Origin of the sequence: Arenibacter echinorum (assembly GCF_003259375.1) — a bacterium.
GTDB classification, from domain to species: domain Bacteria; phylum Bacteroidota; class Bacteroidia; order Flavobacteriales; family Flavobacteriaceae; genus Arenibacter; species Arenibacter echinorum.
Genome location: NZ_QLLN01000012.1, coordinates 47,991 through 65,863 on the forward strand (window position 1 = coordinate 47,991; position 17,873 = coordinate 65,863).

Consider the following 17,873-nt stretch of genomic DNA (forward strand, 5'->3'; position numbering starts at 1 on the left):
GTGCAATTCAGCTTCTTTTATTTATACCTTTACCAAATGGACTACCCTTGGCACCTCTACCTTTTGGCATCTATTTATGTATTGGCCGGTATACTGCATTTTATTGTCCCAAAAATATATTTGCGCATAATGCCCAGGTACTTGCCCAATCATAAGCTATTGGTATCCCTTAGTGGTGTGGCTGAAATTATCTTGGGTCTGGGATTGTGCCTCCCTGCAACTAAAAATTATTCCATCATCGGTATCATTTTAATGCTTACCGTATTTCTTTTGGTACACTTTTATATGTTAAGTGGCGAAAAAGAATCGGCAGGAATCCCAAAATGGATACTAATCCTTAGAATTCCTCTTCAATTTGTTCTTATATACTGGGCATATTCCTATTTAGGCCTATAAATTGCCCTTAATACCAACCAAATCTGCAGTATCCTTTCCATAAATCCTTGCCATAGAATTGGATTAAAATTTACTATTATTTTTTTTCCCACCATCAATATTATATTTGGGGTATTTCTATCTTTATGATATGAAAATCATCTCCACAAATATTGGAAAAGCAACTACCTTTCTTTGGAATGGAAGGGAAGAGCAAACAGGGATATTTAAATATCCTACGGACCAACCACTTTTTCTAAGTAAAATGGATGTTCTTAAGGATACCGTTATAGATAGGGTGCATCATGCAGGAATCAACAAAGCCTGTTATCTATTTGCTTCAGATCACTATCCGTATTGGAAAGGAATGTATCCTGAATTAAATTGGGATTGGGGAATGTTCGGAGAAAATCTTACCGTAGAAGGTTTGGATGAATCTACAATGAGAATTGGCGATATCTATAAAATTGGAAACGTGTTGGTTCAGGTCTCACAACCCAGGGAACCTTGTTACAAACTGGGCGTTCGCTTTGGCAATCCCAAAATATTAAAGGAATTTATAGATTATGGGTATTCCGGAACCTACGTTCGTATATTGGAGGAAGGCCTGGTAAAAAATGGAGATGAGCTTATTCTGCAGGAAAAATCCGAAAACACCCTAACCGTAAAAGAATGTTTTCAAATTATTCTTGCAAAGGAAAAAGACCCAATATTACTTCAAAAAGCGATCAATAACCCTTCGCTACCTGAATATAAACGAGATCGACTTAAAAAATACGTATAGCCGGAAATAAAATAGGGGCCGATTGGCCCCTATTTTTTACTTTTAATAATATTTACTTTTACATAAATTAATTCACCGAAATAGTTTCGTAATAAGTATTGGTACCTTCGCTTACAGATACTGTATAGTCATCCTTTACAGCTTTGGTAAAGTTGAATACCTTTCCAACAACCAATTCTTTGTCTAGTTTTTGAGTAAACACAACCCTGTTGGCACTGTCTACAACGTTAATAACTACAGGACTTAGCTTTTGGTTCAAATAGTTGATATAAAGAACATCACCATTTTTTCTAAAGAATGGTTTTGTTATCTCGTCGCGAGCTATAACATTTACCTCAGAATCCTCTACACTTATAGTAAATTCTACAGTGCGTGTAAGGCTTTCCATCTTTAAAAAGTAAAGACCTTCATCCAATTTGGACAAGTCGAACTTTTTGGTGTAATCTTCATCTTCCTTAATATTCTCCATGAATATTTGATGCTTCTCAGTATCGGTCAAAGTCAATGTAGAAGATTCAGTTTGCTTATTTAATTTAAGAACCAATCTTTTTGCTTCTTTAACTGTTGTCAAGTACATTCCTGGGTCGTTGGCCATTGCTATAGTACTACTAAGTAATAAGGCTGCCACTGCTGTTAATTTTAAAACTGCTTTCATAACATTTAGGATTTAATATTAATAAATCATTTATAGGGCAAATGTAGACCAGGAATTCCCTTCCCACTACTCCAGAATTCTCCAGTTTCTATTCTATTTTACCATCATGGTATATTAAATAATTGTTAAGAGGTTAATTTTAGACACATTTAGGTTAAATTTGCACAGAATTGTCCAAAATAGCTGTATTACCTTTACTTAACCTAATGAAATTAACATATGATACCTAAACCTACATTTGAGGTCATAGAACCCGATTTCGGTCATTCTTATACCTATCAACAGTTTGATGAACACAACCCTAATAAAAATGGGGTATGGCACTATCACCCTGAAATTGAACTTGTTTATGTGAATGGGGGTTCCGGAAAGCGACAAATCGGTAGCCACGTGTCCTATTATACGGACGGCGACCTTATTTTGATTGGATCTAACCTACCACACTGCGGATTCACGGATGTGCTTACAGGCAACAAAAATGAAAGTGTAGTACAAATGAAAACGGATTTTTTAGGCAACGACTTTTTCAACATTCCAGAAATGAGAAAAATTCAAAGCCTTTTTCAAATTGCAAGTGGTGGTGTGGCCTTCACAGGCAGTACCAAGAAAAAAATTGGCGAAAAAATTGAAATCATGGAATATCAGACAGATTTTCAACGTCTGCTGTCCATTTTAAACATACTGAATGAACTGGGGAACTCCAAAGAATATCAAGTATTGAACGCCCAAGGTTTTTCACTTCAAACGGAAGTGAAGGATAATGACAGGATAAACGTTGTCTTCAATTACGTAAAATCAAACTTTAAGGAGGAAATAACCTTAGAAGAGATTTCTGATTTGGTGAGTATGACAGTACCGTCGTTCTGCAGATATTTTAAAAAAATAACAAATAAGACCTTCGTACAGTTTGTTAACGAGTGTAGATTGGTACATGCCTCAAAATTATTGGCAGAAAAGCCCATTAGCATAACAGAGGTATGTTTTGAAAGTGGATTTAACAATTTCTCGCATTTCAACAAGTCCTTTAAAGCATTTACTGGACAGAATCCTTCCGAATACAGAAACGAGCTGAAAAGTGTACTTCAATCGTGAACCCGCTATTTACCCAAAAAATAGAGCTTCAACTTCCAGATAGTGATATCATCTATTATCCCAATTTTTTAAGTGCAGCTGAAGCGCATCATTATTTTAAGGTATTTAAAGAAACGACCCCTTGGCAGCAGGATGATATTACCATATTTGGAAAAACACACCCCCAGCCCAGGTTAACCGCCTTATTTGGGGAGAACAGCAAACCCTACTCCTATTCCAATATTACAATGCATCCACATGAATTTACAACCGAATTACTGGAGTTGAGGAATAAGCTGCAAAGGGAAATTGGCATACACTTTACAAGCTGCCTGTTAAACCTATATAGAGACGGTAAGGATAGTAATGGCTGGCATGCAGATGATGAGAAGGCCTTGGGGAAAAATCCCGCAATTGCATCCATAAGCCTTGGACAAGAACGCTACTTTCACCTAAAACATAAATTGAAAAAGGATTTAAAGCAAAAATTATTATTGGAACACGGGAGTTTACTTCTTATGAAAGGGGAAACCCAGCATTGTTGGTATCACCAAATTCCAAAAACTGCCAGACCAATACAGGAACGCATCAATATTACCTTTAGGGTCATTAAATAAAAAAATCGGTTACGAAAACCGATTTTTTTATGCCTTTGTTATTTCCGTTGGATACTGCCCCTAACCTACCAGGCATTTACGTTAGTCTCCTCACACCCAACTTCAATAACAATAACTCAACTTCTTTACCAATTAATATAAAAATTGGTCAAAAGCTATGTTTTTTTCGATAATAGGGCCAAGACAATCAAAATCATCATAAGATATTGATCTTAAGGAATCTATATTAATATAATATAAGACTAGCTCTGCAGGGTGAAAGGCTAGTAACTTTTAAATAAGATCTATAAGAACTACTTAAGAAAAAAGCTCGTTCAATACCTTGGCCAAGCGTAAACCTCCCTTTTGCAGTTGTTTCTCTACGGTAGCCCAATACTTATAATCATAGGCATAGCCCAATTTTTCGCCTGCCTCTACCGAACCATAAAGTTCATTGGCTATATCCTGGGATTCCTCTACCCAGTCATATATATTGCCCTGCTGAATAATTTTAATTTGACCCTTGCTCAGCTCCGGTAAATTATTTGCCAATTCCGAATAGCTCATGCCATAGTCATCTATCATATTGGAGTCCCATAATCTATGGAGGTTGGTACCTCTTCCAAACCATTGCAATTGGATATCATTGCCCCCTTTATCCTCTAACCTCCCCACATGCATAGGTTGGTGCAGATCCCCAACCAAATGGATCAACATTTTTAAATAAAATACTTTATCTTCTTCCGTACTGTTCTTATCCTTAACTATTTCTATGCACTTTTCAATTCCTATAATTATATCCCCCTCTTCACTAGGTGGAACCTCTGTATATTTTTTGTCCGCTGGGTAATTTACATAATGCCATGGTCCAAATTTGGAAAAGCTACGATCTGCCTTTATTTCATCTGCATAATTTGAAACCAAAGCCAGACTTTGCCCATTTAAAAGTTTCTTTAAGGCCTTTTTGGCCTTGCCCGACAAATGTTGCTGCGCAACCTCCCCTATGGTTCTGTGTCCGGTCTTGGACCATTCCATATCGTTGCCATAGCTTAGTTGAAATATAAGTAGGCACAGCACTGTAATTTTTTTCATATTACTATATGTTGTTTGCTATATCAATACCAAACGTATCAAAAACTAGCTAATATTTAAAACCTGGATAATAACCTTTGAAAAAATTCAAGGAAACTCTATAAATCTAAATCTTGAGGGAGCTCAAAATTAATGAATTGAAGTATAACTAATTGTTAAGAAGTCAATCCTTTTGATTTTTTAATTTAATCTTGCAGTTCTTAATTGTAAAAGATGATGTTGAAGAATATAAAAAATCCCTTTCTAAGGATTGGAATAATTTCTTTACTGGTAATAGGTAGCTCCGTTCTTTTATTGGTACTGAGCATATATATGGGGGCATGGGGAAAACTTCCCGGCAAGAAGGAACTTTCGGATTTCAAGTACCAAAGAGCTTCCGAAGTCTATTCTGCAGACAGTGTCCTTATAGGTAAGTATTTTCTGTTCGACAGGCAGCCCGTACAATATGAGGATGTACCCAAAAATTTAATAGAGGCCTTGGTGGCTATTGAGGATGAGCGCTTTTATGATCATTCTGGAATAGATTACAAGAGTCTTGTACGCGTGGCCTTCAAGACCATCCTAATGCAGGATCAATCGGCAGGGGGCGGAAGCACCATTAGCCAACAACTTGCCAAGAATTTATATCCAAGGGAAAAATCCGGAAAATTCAATCTGGCCATATCAAAATTTAAGGAAATGATAATAGCTTCCCGTTTGGAATCCATGTACTCCAAGGAAGAGATTCTGATGTTTTATTTGAATACCGTTTCATTTGGCGACAACACTTTCGGAATAGAAAGTGCTTCGTTAAAATTCTTCAATAAATCGGCAAAGGATCTTGAGCTGCAAGAAAGCGCAACGCTGGTAGGCATGTTAAAGGCAACCTACGGTTATAACCCCCGTGTTTTTCCAAAAAACAGCTTAAACAGGCGTAATTTGGTTATACAGTCCATGTATTCCAATGATTTTCTATCCCAAAAAGAGGTGGATAGCCTTAAACTACTTCCATTAAAACTTGATTATAGGGACTACGATTACAATGAGGGCATAGCTCCCTATTTTAGGGAAGAAGTAAGAAAACAAATGCTAAGCTGGGCCAAGGTGCAAAGGGAGAAGGGACTGGATTACAACATTTATACTTCCGGACTTAAAATTTATACCACACTGGATTCCAAAATGCAGGTATTGGCAGAAGAAGCAATGGGGCAGCATATGAAAGCACTCCAAAACAGCTTTGAAAAAGGCTACGGCAAGCGAGCGCCTTGGATAAAGGACCAAAAACTTATTGATAAAATAATACAAACTTCAGAACCCTATAAAAAATGGAAGAATGCAGGGCTCAACGAGAAGGCAATAATGGACTCGATGAACCTAAAAAAAGAAATGCAGTTGAGGGATTGGAATCAGGATGAAATGCGCTCTGCCAGTACCATTGATAGTTTATTGCACTATCTTAAATTCTTAAATACCGGATCTATATCCATGGATCCCAAAACCGGGGCCGTTAAAACATGGCTGGGCGGAATAAATTTTAAACACTTTAAATACGATCATATCTCACAGAGCAAGCGTCAGGTAGGCTCTGCTTTTAAGCCCATTGTCTATACCGCTGCCCTTGAGAATGGTATATCTCCCTGTACCTACTTTTCTGCCCAGGAAGTGGCCTATGAAAACATGGAAGGTTGGTCTCCCAGTAATTCAGGAAAGAAAGATGAGGCCTATCTAAATTACTCTATGGAAGAGGCCCTGAGCAACTCTGTTAATACCGTGGCGGTTAAGGTATTGGAAAAAACAGGTATTCCCAAGGTGATAGAACAAGCAAAGAAAATGGGTATTGAAACCCCATTGCCCTCACTACCGTCATTGGCATTGGGCACAGCCGAGATAAAGATCAATGAACTGGCAGGAGCCTATGCCAGTTTTCTGAACAATGGCAAATCTGTCACCCCATTTTTGATCCACAGAATTACCAACGAAAAGGACTCCATAATTGAGACCTTTAAGCCAGTTGTAGCCGAAAAAAGAGCCTTTTCCGAAGAAACGGGCCAAATCATGTTAGAAATGATGAAGGCAACAGTGAATAGCGGTACTGCCGCCCGTATTCGTTCTACCTACGGAATTAAAAATGACATTGCCGGAAAAACCGGGACTACACAAAACAATAAAGATGCCTGGTTCGTAGCCTTGACCCCTAAGCTACTTAATATAACCTGGGTAGGATTGGACAATCATGAAATTGGCTTTAGCAGTACTAGCTTGGGACAGGGCGCTAATGCGGCATTGCCCATTTTTGCTCTATGGATACAAAAGCTAAATGCGGACAAATCGTTTGATTATATTACCAAAGCCAGATTTTCCAGTCCAAGCTCGGCTGTGATGAACCAACTGGATTGCGACCCCGTAAAAAGGGATGGATTTTTTAAACGACTTTTCAAAAATCCAAAAAAGAAGAAAACAAAGGATTTTAATACCGGCAGTAAAAAAACTTAAAACAAAATTATTTGTGTCGTGGTAAAGGTTTAAATTATTTTTATATCTTTATGATATCATTTTAATATCACTTTAAATAACACTACCATGACACAAGAAAAAAATATTACTCCCGCCAATGGCTATTTAGTCCTTTTGTCCCTATTGGGGCTACTTATTTTCGCTATTGTACTAGTAGTTGGTGGCGTTCCACTGGCATTACCGATCTTTTTCATATTTATTATTTCGCTACGAGGGTTTGTTCTGGTGAATCCTAATGGATCCAGGGTACTTCTACTTTTCGGAAAATACATGGGTACCATTAAAAAAAATGGCCTTTTCTGGGTCAATCCCTTTTATAGCAAAAATAAAATTTCCCTGAGGGCCAGTAATTTTGACAGTGAGCGCCTAAAGGTCAATGATAAGCTTGGAAATCCAATCATGATCAGTACCATTTTGGTATGGAGAGTTACCGATACTTATAAGGCTGCCTTTGAAGTGGACGACTATAAGAATTTCGTCCGAGTACAAACAGATGCCGCTGTACGCAAATTGGCCAGTATGTATCCTTATGACAATTTTGCGGATGAGGGCCATACAGAGGATATTACCTTGCGATCCAGTGTAAATGAAGTAAGCGAAGCCTTGGAAAAAGAGGTTCAGGAAAGATTGGCCATGGCAGGCATAGAAGTATTGGAAGCCAGAATTGGATATCTGGCCTATGCCCAAGAAATTGCCAATGCCATGTTAAAAAGGCAACAGGCCACGGCAATTGTAGCTGCGAGACATAAAATAGTGGAAGGTGCGGTAAGCATGGTAGAAATGGCGCTGGATCAATTAGGAAAGAAGGAAATAATTGACTTGGACGAGGAACGTAAAGCGGCTATGGTGAGCAATCTAATGGTGGTCCTTTGCTCGGATAAGGATGCATCGCCAATCGTCAATGCCGGGACACTTAACCATTAACCATTACAAGGTAATATTATACACCCGTTATGGTCTGGTTTTTATGGTCAACATACCGTTGGTTGTCTTTGGCAATAGACCTATGTACCCTTATCTTTGCCAATATATAGTGCAGAACCTTGTTAAAAAAATCGAAGTATAATATTGGATTCCAAGTTTGAAAACGAAGCGAACACCTAGGCCAAGGAATATTGAAGAGTGAAATAAATCTTTCAGGACCCTCTTTAAAGTTTTTAAAATAATTTAAAGTGGTAAAAACTGATCATATGAGTAAAAAGAAAGCTTTTGCATTGCGGTTAAATGAAGATATGCTGAAAGCCATTGAGAAATGGGCCTCGGACGAATTTCGTAGTGTAAATGGCCAAATAGAATGGATGTTGATGAAGGAACTTAAAGAGGCCAAACGTGCCCCCAAACAAAAAGAGGATTAATTTTTAAACATATTTCAGAATGGTGTAATAATACCATTGAAACAACTACACTACCTATTTTGTACTTAAACCATATCTTTGACTGCAAATTAATTCCAAAAAACTAAACCCAATTCCCCAATATGGATTTCAAAATTTTATGTTCCGATTTGGACGGCACTTTATTAACCTTTAAGGATAATGTCTCCGATTTTACAATTTCGGAAATAAAAAGAATAAAGGAACATCTAAGGATTATACTGGTTTCGGCCAGAATGCCCCAGTCCATGACCTATATTCAAAAAAACCTGGGCATAGAAAATGAGCCCATCATATGTTACAATGGGGCGTTGGTGCTACACGGTTCAAGAGAATTGTTCTCCACCTTTATCAATATAGACCAAATAGCCTCAATTTATGAAATGGCCAACAAGGTTGGAATTCAGCTGGGCCTATATTCAAAAAGTGAATGGTATGTTGAAATGGACTCCGAGCGGGTACAAAAAGAAATAAAATACACAAAAACCCTTCCTACCTTTAGGGACACCAAAACAACCATTGAGGACTGGAGGGATAGAAAAATGGGTGCCCATAAAATTATGTTGATGGGAAACAAAGAAAATACCGACGGTCTTTTCCCCATACTCCAGAAAAACTTCAATCAGACCCTGAACCTGTATCGTTCCAACGACACCCTGATCGAAATTGCCCCTAAATCGGTTTCCAAATTAACCGCTATTAAACTGCTGCTGGAAGAGCAAGAAAGTTTAAACGACGTCATTGCCTTTGGTGACAATTACAACGATATTGAAATGCTTCAAAATGTGGGTCGTGGAATAGCAGTGGCCAATGCCCGTGAAGAAGTAAAAAATATTGCCAGCGACCTTGCCCTGAAAAACTCGGAGGACGGGGTGGCCCATTATATAAAACAGCATATTTTAATTTGATTATATTTGGCGCAAATGAAAAGTCCATTTGAACTGATTTTTATATGAACGAACCAATTATTACCAATGATACCGTTGTATTTGGACTACTTACCCTTTGTTTGGGATTTATATTTTATACCTCTTCCATAAAAACCGGTTTCTGGAGTAAATTTTATAATATAGTACCGGCTGTTCTAATGTGCTATGTACTGCCTTCTATATTGGCCAGTAGTGGTTTAATATCGGACGAGACCTCCGGTCTATATTTTATGGCCAGTAGATATTTGCTGCCGGCGGCGCTGATTTTAATGACCTTGAGTATTGATCTTAAGGCCATAGCCAATTTGGGATCTAAAGCGTTGATCATGTTCCTGACCGGTTCATTTGGGATAATAATAGGTGGGCCATTGTCTATTTTAATAATATCCATATTCTCACCCGAAACCGTTGGTGGGAACGATTTTGATGCCATTTGGAGAGGCCTTGCCACTATTGCCGGTAGTTGGATAGGTGGGGGAGCCAACCAAGCTGCAATGCTCGAAATTTATCAGTACAATCCCGACAAATACGGGGGTATGGTTTTGGTTGATATAGTGGTGGCCAACGTTTGGATGGCCATTATTTTGTTGGGCGTGGGAAAAACCAAAAAAATAGACCGTTGGCTTAAGGCGGACACCTCAGCTATTGAAGAACTTCGAATAAAAGTATCAAAGTTCACGGAGAAAATAACTAGGGTCCCCACATTAAAGGATTATATGATGATGCTATTCTTTGCCTTTACCGGGGTTGGTATTTCACATTTCTTTGGGGACAATATTAGTTCTTATTTGACCAGTACTTATGAAAGCGTAAGCGATAATAAAAGTTTTCTATCATTTTTAGGTTCCAGTTTCTTTTGGATGGTAGTTCTGGCAACCCTAGTAGGAATAGTACTCTCCTTTACCAAAGCAAAGAATTATGAAGGGGCAGGAGCAAGTAAATTAGGAAGCGTATTTATCTACATCTTGGTGGCCACCATTGGTATGAAGATGGATTTGGGCAAGGTCTTTGAAAATCCTGGCCTAATTGCCATAGGGTTTGTATGGATCACGATTCACGCTGTTTTGCTGATCGTTGTTGCCAAATTGATCAAGGCTCCCTATTTCTTTCTTGCAGTTGGTAGCCAGGCCAACGTGGGAGGTGCAGCCTCTGCCCCGGTGGTAGCTGCGGAATTTCACCCATCATTGACATCTGTTGGTGTTTTACTGGCCGTTTTTGGCTATGTGGTAGGTACCGGTGGTGCCATACTTTGTACAATTCTAATGGAAATTGCATCAAAAGTTTAAAATTCCATAAACTTTAATGATATTTGCGCCACAAAAAAAATAATATGAAGAAAATTATAATGGTCGCGGTACTGGCAATAATTATTACCTCTTGCGGGGGCGGCAGTACTGAAAATACCATGACCGTTGCAGGAAATGTAAAGGGATTAAAAAAGGGGACCCTATATCTGCAGCACATTGCGGACACCACCTTGATCACAATTGATTCGCTTGTAGTGGATGGGGATGGTAATTTTTCCTTCACTACGGAATTGGAAAGTCCTGAGTTGTTCTATCTATACCTGGATAAAAAAGACAACAACAGCATAAATGACCGAATTACCTTCTTTGGGGAACCCGGAAATATTACCATTAATACGAATTGGAATACCTTTGACCTCAACGCAAAAATTGAGGGATCTAAAAGTAATGACAAGTTAAAGGAATATCTTGAAATAATGTCCAAGTTCAACACTAAGGATTTGGAATACGCAAGGTTGAGTATGGATCCCAAAACCCTAAGTGACTCCACAGCTTTTGATTCCCTTCAAAATTTATCAGACAAAAATGTCAAGAGAGGATACCTTTATGCCATTAATTTTGCGTTGAACAATGCAGATTCCTATGTAGCACCCTACATTGCCGTGAAGGAAGTTGCAGATGCCAACCTTAAATATTTGGATTCCATAAACAATACGCTCTCTGTTGATGTAGCCAATTCCAAATACGGTAGGGAATTAAAAGAACATATTGAAAACCTCAAGAAAGAAACTCCACAATAAAAAAAAAGCATCCAGTAAATGGATGCTTTTTTTAAATACCTACTTAGGGAAATACTACCCTAATTTATTAAGTTGTTCAATTAAAGAACCTGCTTTGGTTTCCAATTCCGCTTTAACGGATTTTAAATGGGCAGGTCTGTTCTCCACTGACTTCTGGTTAACTTTCGCGATCAACTCGTCAAAGACCTCTATTGCATTATCTATTATTGCATTACCTTCTTTTGAATTTTGCTTATTTCCTGAAGCTTCCACTAAATATACCGCTTCAATAATATCTCCTAAAACGTAATTAATGTCTTTCTTTAAATCTTTTATACTTGCCATTGGTAAATTTTTTTTGCAAAAGTAATCATTTTCAGATAGTAACCTCCAAAAGTTTTGCACTCGTTGTTATTATATTTATTTTTTTGGAGTGTGCAGGCACTAAAATGGTCTCCCCTTTTTTTATGGATACCGAACCAAATTCATTTGAAATTGTCGCCTTGCCCCCTACGCACATGTAGATGGTGAAGGAATCCCTTTTTTCCACATTCAATTCCAGATCCTTGGTCAGCTCTAATATATTGGTATTAAAATAAGGACAGGATACCATATTATTCACACTATCCTTTTTATCCGAATATTTTACCTTAAAATCATCTTTCTTAGTGTAATCTATGGCGTCTAGGGCCAAATCGGTATGTAGTTCCCTAAGATTGCCATTCTTGTCCCTCCTATTAAAATCGAAAACGCGATAGGTAATATCCGAAGTCTGTTGAATCTCTGCCAGCAAAACTCCAGCACCAATAGCATGCATTTTACCAGTGTTTATAAAAAAAGTATCCCCTTCCTTAACACTTTCGTAGTTCAACAGATCCAATAGTGTATCCTCCTCAATGCTCTTAGCATATTCATCCTTGGTTACATCTTTGTTAAAACCCACTATTAAATCCGCACCTTTATCTGCATCCATAATATACCACATTTCCGTTTTTCCAAAGGAATTGTGGCGTTTTTTGGCCAAATCATCATTAGGATGCAATTGGATGGACAAATCCTGTTTGGCATCAATAAATTTGATAAGAATTGGAAACTCGGTACCAAATCGGGCATAAACACTTTTACCCAATAATTCTTCCGGGTACTTGTTGATCAACTCCTGCAAGGAATTACCAGAAAAATCACCGTTCGCGACTATGGACACGTCTCCTTCCACGGTAGAAAGCTCCCAACTTTCACCTGTAATGTCATTTTCAATGGGTTTTCCCAAAACATCTTTTAATTTGGTACCACCCCATAGTCGCTCTTTAAGGATAGGGTTGAATTTTAAAGGATATAAGTTCATGCTGATTGGTATTAGGTATTTGTATTCTATTTATTAATTTGATTTACCTGTTTAAAAGGAAGTTTAGTAATTCTTACAATTCGGTTTGATAATAATAAATCTCATCTATCCGGAAAAGGTCACATAATTTCTTGGCGTTTCGTATAGTACAACCTCCAACTCGTTTGAAGCTTTAATAAAGGGCCTAAGCTGATTCCAAATATAAACCACTATATTTTCGGCTGTGGGATTCACAGTTTTAAACCATTCCACCTCCACATTGAGGTTTTTATGGTCCAGTTGCTTTTCAATTTTTTCCCTTATAAGATCCTTTAAGACTTTCATATCTATGACAAAGCCCGTTTCCTCATCTATTTCTCCGGTAACACTAACTATCAGTTCATAATTATGGCCATGAAAATTTGGGTTATTGCATAACCCAAAAACATTATCATTTTTTTCAAAACTCCATTCTGGCCGATACAACCTGTGAGCAGCATTAAAATGAGCTTTTCTACTTACCTTAACTTTCATATAGTTGTATTGTATTGTGAAATATGATTGTAAAACCTATCGAAAATAATTTTGAACCAGGCTGTGTATTTCTCAGGGGAAATAAGCATATCCTGCCTAATGTCCAAAGGCTTCATCCATTTCCATGACGCTACCTCCTTTGGGTTTATATGCGGTTCCCCATTGTAGTGTCCTATCATTACATGATCCAATTCATGTTCGGTAAGACCATTGTCAAAGGGAGCCTTATAAATAAACGAAAACAACTCTTTCAGTTCCGTCTCAAATCCCATTTCTTCTTTCAATCTTCTTTTCCCCGCCTGAATATTGGATTCTCCATCCCTCTGATGACTACAACAGGTATTTGTCCACAAAAGAGGGGAATGATACTTATGACCTGCTCTTTGCTGAATCATTGTTTCTCCTTTATCATTCATTATAAAAACCGAAAATGCCCTATGGAGCAAAGCTTTTTCATGGGCCTCCATTTTTGGCATAAGACCAATTTGAACATCAAATTCATCAACTAGAATTACATTTTCCTCATCCATTTTGTAAAAATAAAACCTTTCCCCAATAATAAGGGTTAAGTACGTCATAAAAAACAAATACTTTCGGAAGGTTTTCCTTCATCCCCTTTCAAGTAAAAATTGACCAAAGGGACCAATGGAAAAAATACTGATCAGGACATTGAATAACCTTTAAGGCAGCCAACCCAACAACAAGGGAGTAAAATGGATTGGTCATCTTATGATACCCAAGGCCATTGTTCAATAGAATTGTAGAAATAAAAAACTCCTATACTGGAATCCCAACTGGTTTTTAGAAAAATCTTGGGGATTTTAAATTGCCCAGCTCCTTGATGAAGTCATAGCGCAAAATAATCTCAAAGGATCCATCATTAAACGTTGCTTGTCCCAACTCGGTAGTTTCTTTATCATAGGCCATTCCAATAAGGAACTTATTGGAGATATTGAATCCAACCATAGCACTTAATGCCGCATCCCAGCGATATGCTGCTCCAACTATAAATTTGTCATTGAGCATAAAATTGGCCGAAACGTCGACTTGCAAAGGTGCACCTTGTACTACTTTGGTTAGAAGGGCGGGTTTAAATTTTAAATTGGTATTTAGATCGAACACATATCCGGTTATCAAATATAAATTCATCTGTTCCTTAGCCGTCGATAATGCTTCCCCATCAAAATGTGTCGTTTGTAAAAAACGAGGTACGGACAAGCCTGCATAGAATTTTTCGGTATGATAATAAACTCCGGCACCTATGTTGGGGGAAAATTTATTATCAATATCCTGTTGTAAGGTGGGGTCTGGCCCTCCCGGGTTTGTATAATCTTGATTAAGTTCCGAATAACGTATGTCCAACATATGGGCACTGGCCTTTAAGCCAAAACTTAATCTACCTTCTTGGGAGGTATAAACGGTATATGAAAAATCTCCATCAAAATAAGTTTCGGAAGTAGGACCAATTTTGTCGTTCACTATGGAAATACCCAAACCTACTCCCCTATAGCCTATGGGGGAATGTAAATTTAAAGTTTGGGTAGTTGGCGCTCCATCCAAACCTACCCATTGGGACCTATGTAATGCTGCAATACTGATATGTCCACGGGAACCGGCATAAGCTGGGTTTACACTTACCGTATTATACATATACTGGGTATATTGTGCATCCTGTTGGGACTGTACCGTGTTACTGACCAACATGGCTACGGCAAATAAGCACAACAACAGCTGATTGGAATCTAGTATATTTTTTATAAGATTTGACATCATTTATCTGTTTATGTATATGTATCCCGTAAGGGTCGTCATCTTTCCTCCTACCGATGGGGTATAGTCCAATATGTAGAAATAAGTTCCTACCGGCAATTGATTATCTTTTGCAACGGTTACCCTGCCTTCAGAAGTACCGTCGAAATAGTTGGATTCATTATTATAGGCCTTGGTTGCATAAACCAATACTCCCCAACGGTTATATATTTTGATGGTATTGTTTGGATAATTTTCAATTCCCCTTATGGTCAATACATCATGAATTCCATCATTATTGGGTGTTATTACATTAAACACTTCCACTCCGTCATCCAATATGATCAAATCTGAATCCAAATAATTAGGAGTACCATCCCCATCAAAATCGTCGTTGGCATAATTTCCATCACCGTTTTCATCTTCATCAACTGTAAGTATTCCGTCATCGTCATCATCGGTATCCCTGTAATCTACTTCATCATCCCCATCGGTATTGGGCAGATCATTGTAAGGATCATTTATTTCATCATTAACATCAATATCAATAGTTGTGCTGCCTTCATAACCATCATCCAGACCATCATTATCCTTATCCGAACCAATATAAACAACATCCGGAATTCCGTCATGGTCATGATCATGTCCTTCAATATTGTCCGGAACATTATCATTATCACTGTCCTCGTCCAAGTAATCTGGCAAACTATCCCCATCCGTGTCTATTGGGAACAAGCCAAGATTTCCATTGTTTTCATAGGCATCGTCCAAACCATTATTATTGGCATCAATACCACTTGGTGCAATATATCCTTGAGTAGTTTGGGCTTCAACGTTATCTGGAATACCATCATCATCACTATCAATATCCAGGTAATCCGGTATACCATCGCCATCAGAATCAGTTGGGTCCGTAGACGGATCATTATCACCATCCAAATTAAGGTCTTCAAAACTGTCCAATATTCCATCGTCATCACTATCTATATCAACAATTCCCGATGGGTTGACCAATATATTAACGTTGGCCGTACTACAATTGGATTGATCATCACAAATAGTGTACGTAAATAGATCACTACCAATATAGCCGTTATTGGGAGTATAGGTTACGAAATCATCCGTAAGATCATTTGGCGTCCCATTGTTGTCAACTACCACATTGCCATTGGATGGGCTTGTTGTAGTTATGGTTCCCAGTATAGGGACATCATTGTCGTTAACCAATATATTAACATCAACAGGCATATTTTCCAAGGTAGCTACGGAATCATCAAAGGCGTCAACAATTGGAAGTACATCCACATTTACAGTGGCCGTACTACAAGCGCCAAGGGAATTGCAAATGGTGTAGGTAAAAGTACTTGGACCATTGTAATTCGGATTAGGAACAAAAGTTACAATATCATCCGATGGGTTATTTGGCGTACCATTATCATCAACAAGAACGTTCCCATTAAATGGATTTGATGTAGTTAAAATACCCGTAGAAGGCAAGTTGCTATCATTATCAAAAATTGGCACTATAACAGATGAATCTTCATTAACAGTGATATAATCATCCACCAAAATACTGGACTGCTGTAGACAAACGACCGTAAAATTGGGTAAATCGAAGGAGTTCCCTGCCTTGGTCACAGTGGCGGTATAGCGTACCACGCTCTGAGTGGCAATCACCGTTGGTCTCAGTTGATCTCCACTAACGGCCGGAGACCAACTTATTACGGCACTGGGTCCCACATTATTGGAAATATCCATGGTTACCTCATTATCCGGGCTAAAACAGTCCGTTACAATGAAATAACCAGTCGCATTTGATCCACACAGGGTACCATCATAGGTGGCAAAATAAATACCGGATGAAGTAACCTCATAAAAGAAATCGGTACCCAAAACCGTAGAAGTATCGGAAGCCTCATACCATTTGTAATTATGTTCATCGGTACTGTTGGGTGCCTGCAACAAAAACTGTGCATTGGCCCTATTAGCACCAAAGAAAATGGTTACAAGGGTAACAAAAAGAAATCTATATATGTGTTTTGGTTTCAAACTCCAGTTGTACCTAGTTGGTTTATTTATTCTATTATTTTACTACAAATACTACGTTGATCAATGAATTGTAATCTGTTGGTGTTGCAATCACATTATAGGTCATTACACCAGATGCATTTATAGTCACACCGCTAAAAACCGCAGGATCAAAATATGTAACATAGTAATATAACTCAGTTGCGGCATAAGTTGGTATTGCTGTTGGTGCTCCGGCACTAGAAACTGCAGGCGTTGCAAACTGAGCCGTATATTGTGTGTACAGATTTATTGTCCTACCACTACCTGTTGTTGATGCATCTACTGCAATTGAAGGTGGATAGAAAATTCTAGCAGCCTTTGAAGTAATTGGCGCTATAGCATCTATCACTTCTTTAACCGTAGTTTCTGTTGTAAATCCTTGAGCAACAGATTTACCTGCATCATCAACGTCAATAGGTACACGTAAAAGAACTTCATCATCATATTGATCATCGGTATTATCCAAATACACCGACAAATCGATAGGTGTTGCTGTTGGATCACCAGTAAGACTCAATATATGGGAAGCCAGACTTAAATCTTGATCATCAGTTGCTGGATCCCCTGCTGGACCAGTTGCCCCAGTAGGACCTTGTGACCCCGTAGCTCCAGTTGGACCCTGAGCCCCTGTTGGACCTTGAGGACCCACGGCACCGTCAATACCATCAGAACCGGCAGGACCTGCTGGACCTTGTGCTCCTGTTGGACCTTGCGCTCCTGTGGCTCCTGTAGGACCTTGTGCTCCTGTGGCTCCTGTATTTCCTATTGGACCTTGAGCTCCGGTTGCTCCTGTCGGACCTTG

The 17,873-nt window shown here is 38.4% G+C and carries 19 protein-coding genes; 10 read left to right on the forward strand and 9 right to left on the reverse strand.

Annotation, left to right across the window (positions count from 1 at the left end):
* Window positions 1-36: 36 nt before the first annotated feature.
* Together LV92_RS21250 and LV92_RS21255 are read left to right on the forward strand one after the other, a co-directional pair.
* Window positions 37-396 (forward strand): DoxX family protein, encoded by a 360-nt coding sequence (locus LV92_RS21250; RefSeq protein WP_111625604.1) that lies wholly within the window; start codon window positions 37-39, stop codon window positions 394-396.
* A gap of 130 nt (window positions 397-526) precedes the next feature.
* A complete protein-coding gene (locus tag LV92_RS21255) occupies window positions 527-1,159 on the forward strand; it encodes an MOSC domain-containing protein (protein ID WP_111625605.1) in 633 nt (210 codons plus the stop codon).
* 67 nt (window positions 1,160-1,226) lie between these two features.
* On the opposite strand, the gene LV92_RS21260 is transcribed toward LV92_RS21255, so the two are convergent.
* Complete coding sequence (locus LV92_RS21260) at window positions 1,227-1,814, reverse strand: hypothetical protein (protein ID WP_111625606.1); 588 nt, start codon at window positions 1,812-1,814, stop codon at window positions 1,227-1,229.
* Window positions 1,815-2,033: 219 nt separating this feature from the next.
* Between LV92_RS21260 and LV92_RS21265 the strand changes: the two genes are divergently transcribed.
* Together LV92_RS21265 and LV92_RS21270 are read left to right on the forward strand one after the other, a co-directional pair.
* Window positions 2,034-2,906 (forward strand): AraC family transcriptional regulator, encoded by an 873-nt coding sequence (locus LV92_RS21265; RefSeq protein WP_111625607.1) that lies wholly within the window; start codon window positions 2,034-2,036, stop codon window positions 2,904-2,906.
* Window positions 2,903-3,502, forward strand: a complete 600-nt coding sequence (locus LV92_RS21270) for an alpha-ketoglutarate-dependent dioxygenase AlkB family protein (RefSeq protein ID WP_111625608.1) — start codon at window positions 2,903-2,905, stop codon at window positions 3,500-3,502. The genes LV92_RS21265 and LV92_RS21270 overlap by 4 nt, the downstream gene beginning before the upstream one ends.
* A gap of 297 nt (window positions 3,503-3,799) precedes the next feature.
* On the opposite strand, the gene LV92_RS21275 is transcribed toward LV92_RS21270, so the two are convergent.
* On the reverse strand, window positions 3,800-4,573 hold the full coding sequence (locus tag LV92_RS21275; protein ID WP_111625609.1) for a S1/P1 nuclease: 774 nt from the start codon (window positions 4,571-4,573) through the stop codon (window positions 3,800-3,802).
* Window positions 4,574-4,786: 213 nt separating this feature from the next.
* Between LV92_RS21275 and LV92_RS21280 the strand changes: the two genes are divergently transcribed.
* The 6 genes from LV92_RS21280 (at window position 4,787) to LV92_RS21305 (ending at window position 11,415) form a co-directional block, all read left to right on the forward strand.
* Window positions 4,787-7,045, forward strand: a complete 2,259-nt coding sequence (locus LV92_RS21280; RefSeq protein WP_111625610.1) for a penicillin-binding protein 1A — start codon at window positions 4,787-4,789, stop codon at window positions 7,043-7,045.
* 87 nt (window positions 7,046-7,132) lie between these two features.
* A complete protein-coding gene (locus LV92_RS21285) occupies window positions 7,133-7,990 on the forward strand; it encodes an SPFH domain-containing protein (RefSeq protein WP_111625611.1) in 858 nt (285 codons plus the stop codon).
* 266 nt (window positions 7,991-8,256) lie between these two features.
* Window positions 8,257-8,421 carry an Arc family DNA-binding protein gene (locus LV92_RS21290; RefSeq protein ID WP_072865552.1) on the forward strand — a complete coding sequence of 55 codons (165 nt, stop codon included), beginning with the start codon at window positions 8,257-8,259 and terminating at the stop codon, window positions 8,419-8,421.
* 122 nt (window positions 8,422-8,543) lie between these two features.
* Window positions 8,544-9,347, forward strand: a complete 804-nt coding sequence (locus LV92_RS21295) for a Cof-type HAD-IIB family hydrolase (protein WP_111625612.1) — start codon at window positions 8,544-8,546, stop codon at window positions 9,345-9,347.
* Between the two features lie 44 nt (window positions 9,348-9,391).
* Window positions 9,392-10,654, forward strand: coding sequence for a DUF819 family protein (locus LV92_RS21300; RefSeq protein WP_111625613.1), 1,263 nt, complete (start codon window positions 9,392-9,394; stop codon window positions 10,652-10,654).
* Window positions 10,655-10,698: 44 nt separating this feature from the next.
* The gene (locus LV92_RS21305; RefSeq protein ID WP_111625614.1) at window positions 10,699-11,415 is read left to right on the forward strand and encodes a DUF4369 domain-containing protein; all 717 of its coding nucleotides are present in this window, start codon (window positions 10,699-10,701) and stop codon (window positions 11,413-11,415) included.
* 54 nt (window positions 11,416-11,469) lie between these two features.
* Here the strand turns inward: LV92_RS21305 and LV92_RS21310 are convergent, their stop codons facing one another.
* The 7 genes from LV92_RS21310 to LV92_RS22135 all read right to left on the reverse strand — a co-directional run.
* Complete coding sequence (locus LV92_RS21310) at window positions 11,470-11,739, reverse strand: hypothetical protein (RefSeq protein ID WP_031444811.1); 270 nt, start codon at window positions 11,737-11,739, stop codon at window positions 11,470-11,472.
* Between the two features lie 31 nt (window positions 11,740-11,770).
* Complete coding sequence (locus LV92_RS21315; protein WP_111625615.1) at window positions 11,771-12,739, reverse strand: type I phosphomannose isomerase catalytic subunit; 969 nt, start codon at window positions 12,737-12,739, stop codon at window positions 11,771-11,773.
* A 105-nt stretch (window positions 12,740-12,844) separates the two neighbouring features.
* A complete protein-coding gene (locus tag LV92_RS21320) occupies window positions 12,845-13,252 on the reverse strand; it encodes a 6-pyruvoyl trahydropterin synthase family protein (protein WP_111625616.1) in 408 nt (135 codons plus the stop codon).
* Entirely contained in the window at window positions 13,249-13,782 is a 534-nt protein-coding gene (gene idi, locus LV92_RS21325) for an isopentenyl-diphosphate Delta-isomerase (RefSeq protein WP_111625622.1), read from the reverse strand. Before idi ends, LV92_RS21320 begins: the two co-directional genes overlap by 4 nt.
* Before the next feature lie 271 nt (window positions 13,783-14,053).
* The gene (locus LV92_RS21330; protein ID WP_245946454.1) at window positions 14,054-15,022 is read right to left on the reverse strand and encodes a PorP/SprF family type IX secretion system membrane protein; all 969 of its coding nucleotides are present in this window, start codon (window positions 15,020-15,022) and stop codon (window positions 14,054-14,056) included.
* A gap of 3 nt (window positions 15,023-15,025) precedes the next feature.
* The gene (locus LV92_RS21335; protein ID WP_111625618.1) at window positions 15,026-17,050 is read right to left on the reverse strand and encodes a T9SS type B sorting domain-containing protein; all 2,025 of its coding nucleotides are present in this window, start codon (window positions 17,048-17,050) and stop codon (window positions 15,026-15,028) included.
* A 34-nt stretch (window positions 17,051-17,084) separates the two neighbouring features.
* Window positions 17,085-17,873, reverse strand: a 789-nt coding sequence (locus LV92_RS22135; RefSeq protein ID WP_111625619.1) for a collagen-like protein, incomplete at its 5' end; no start/stop codon positions are given.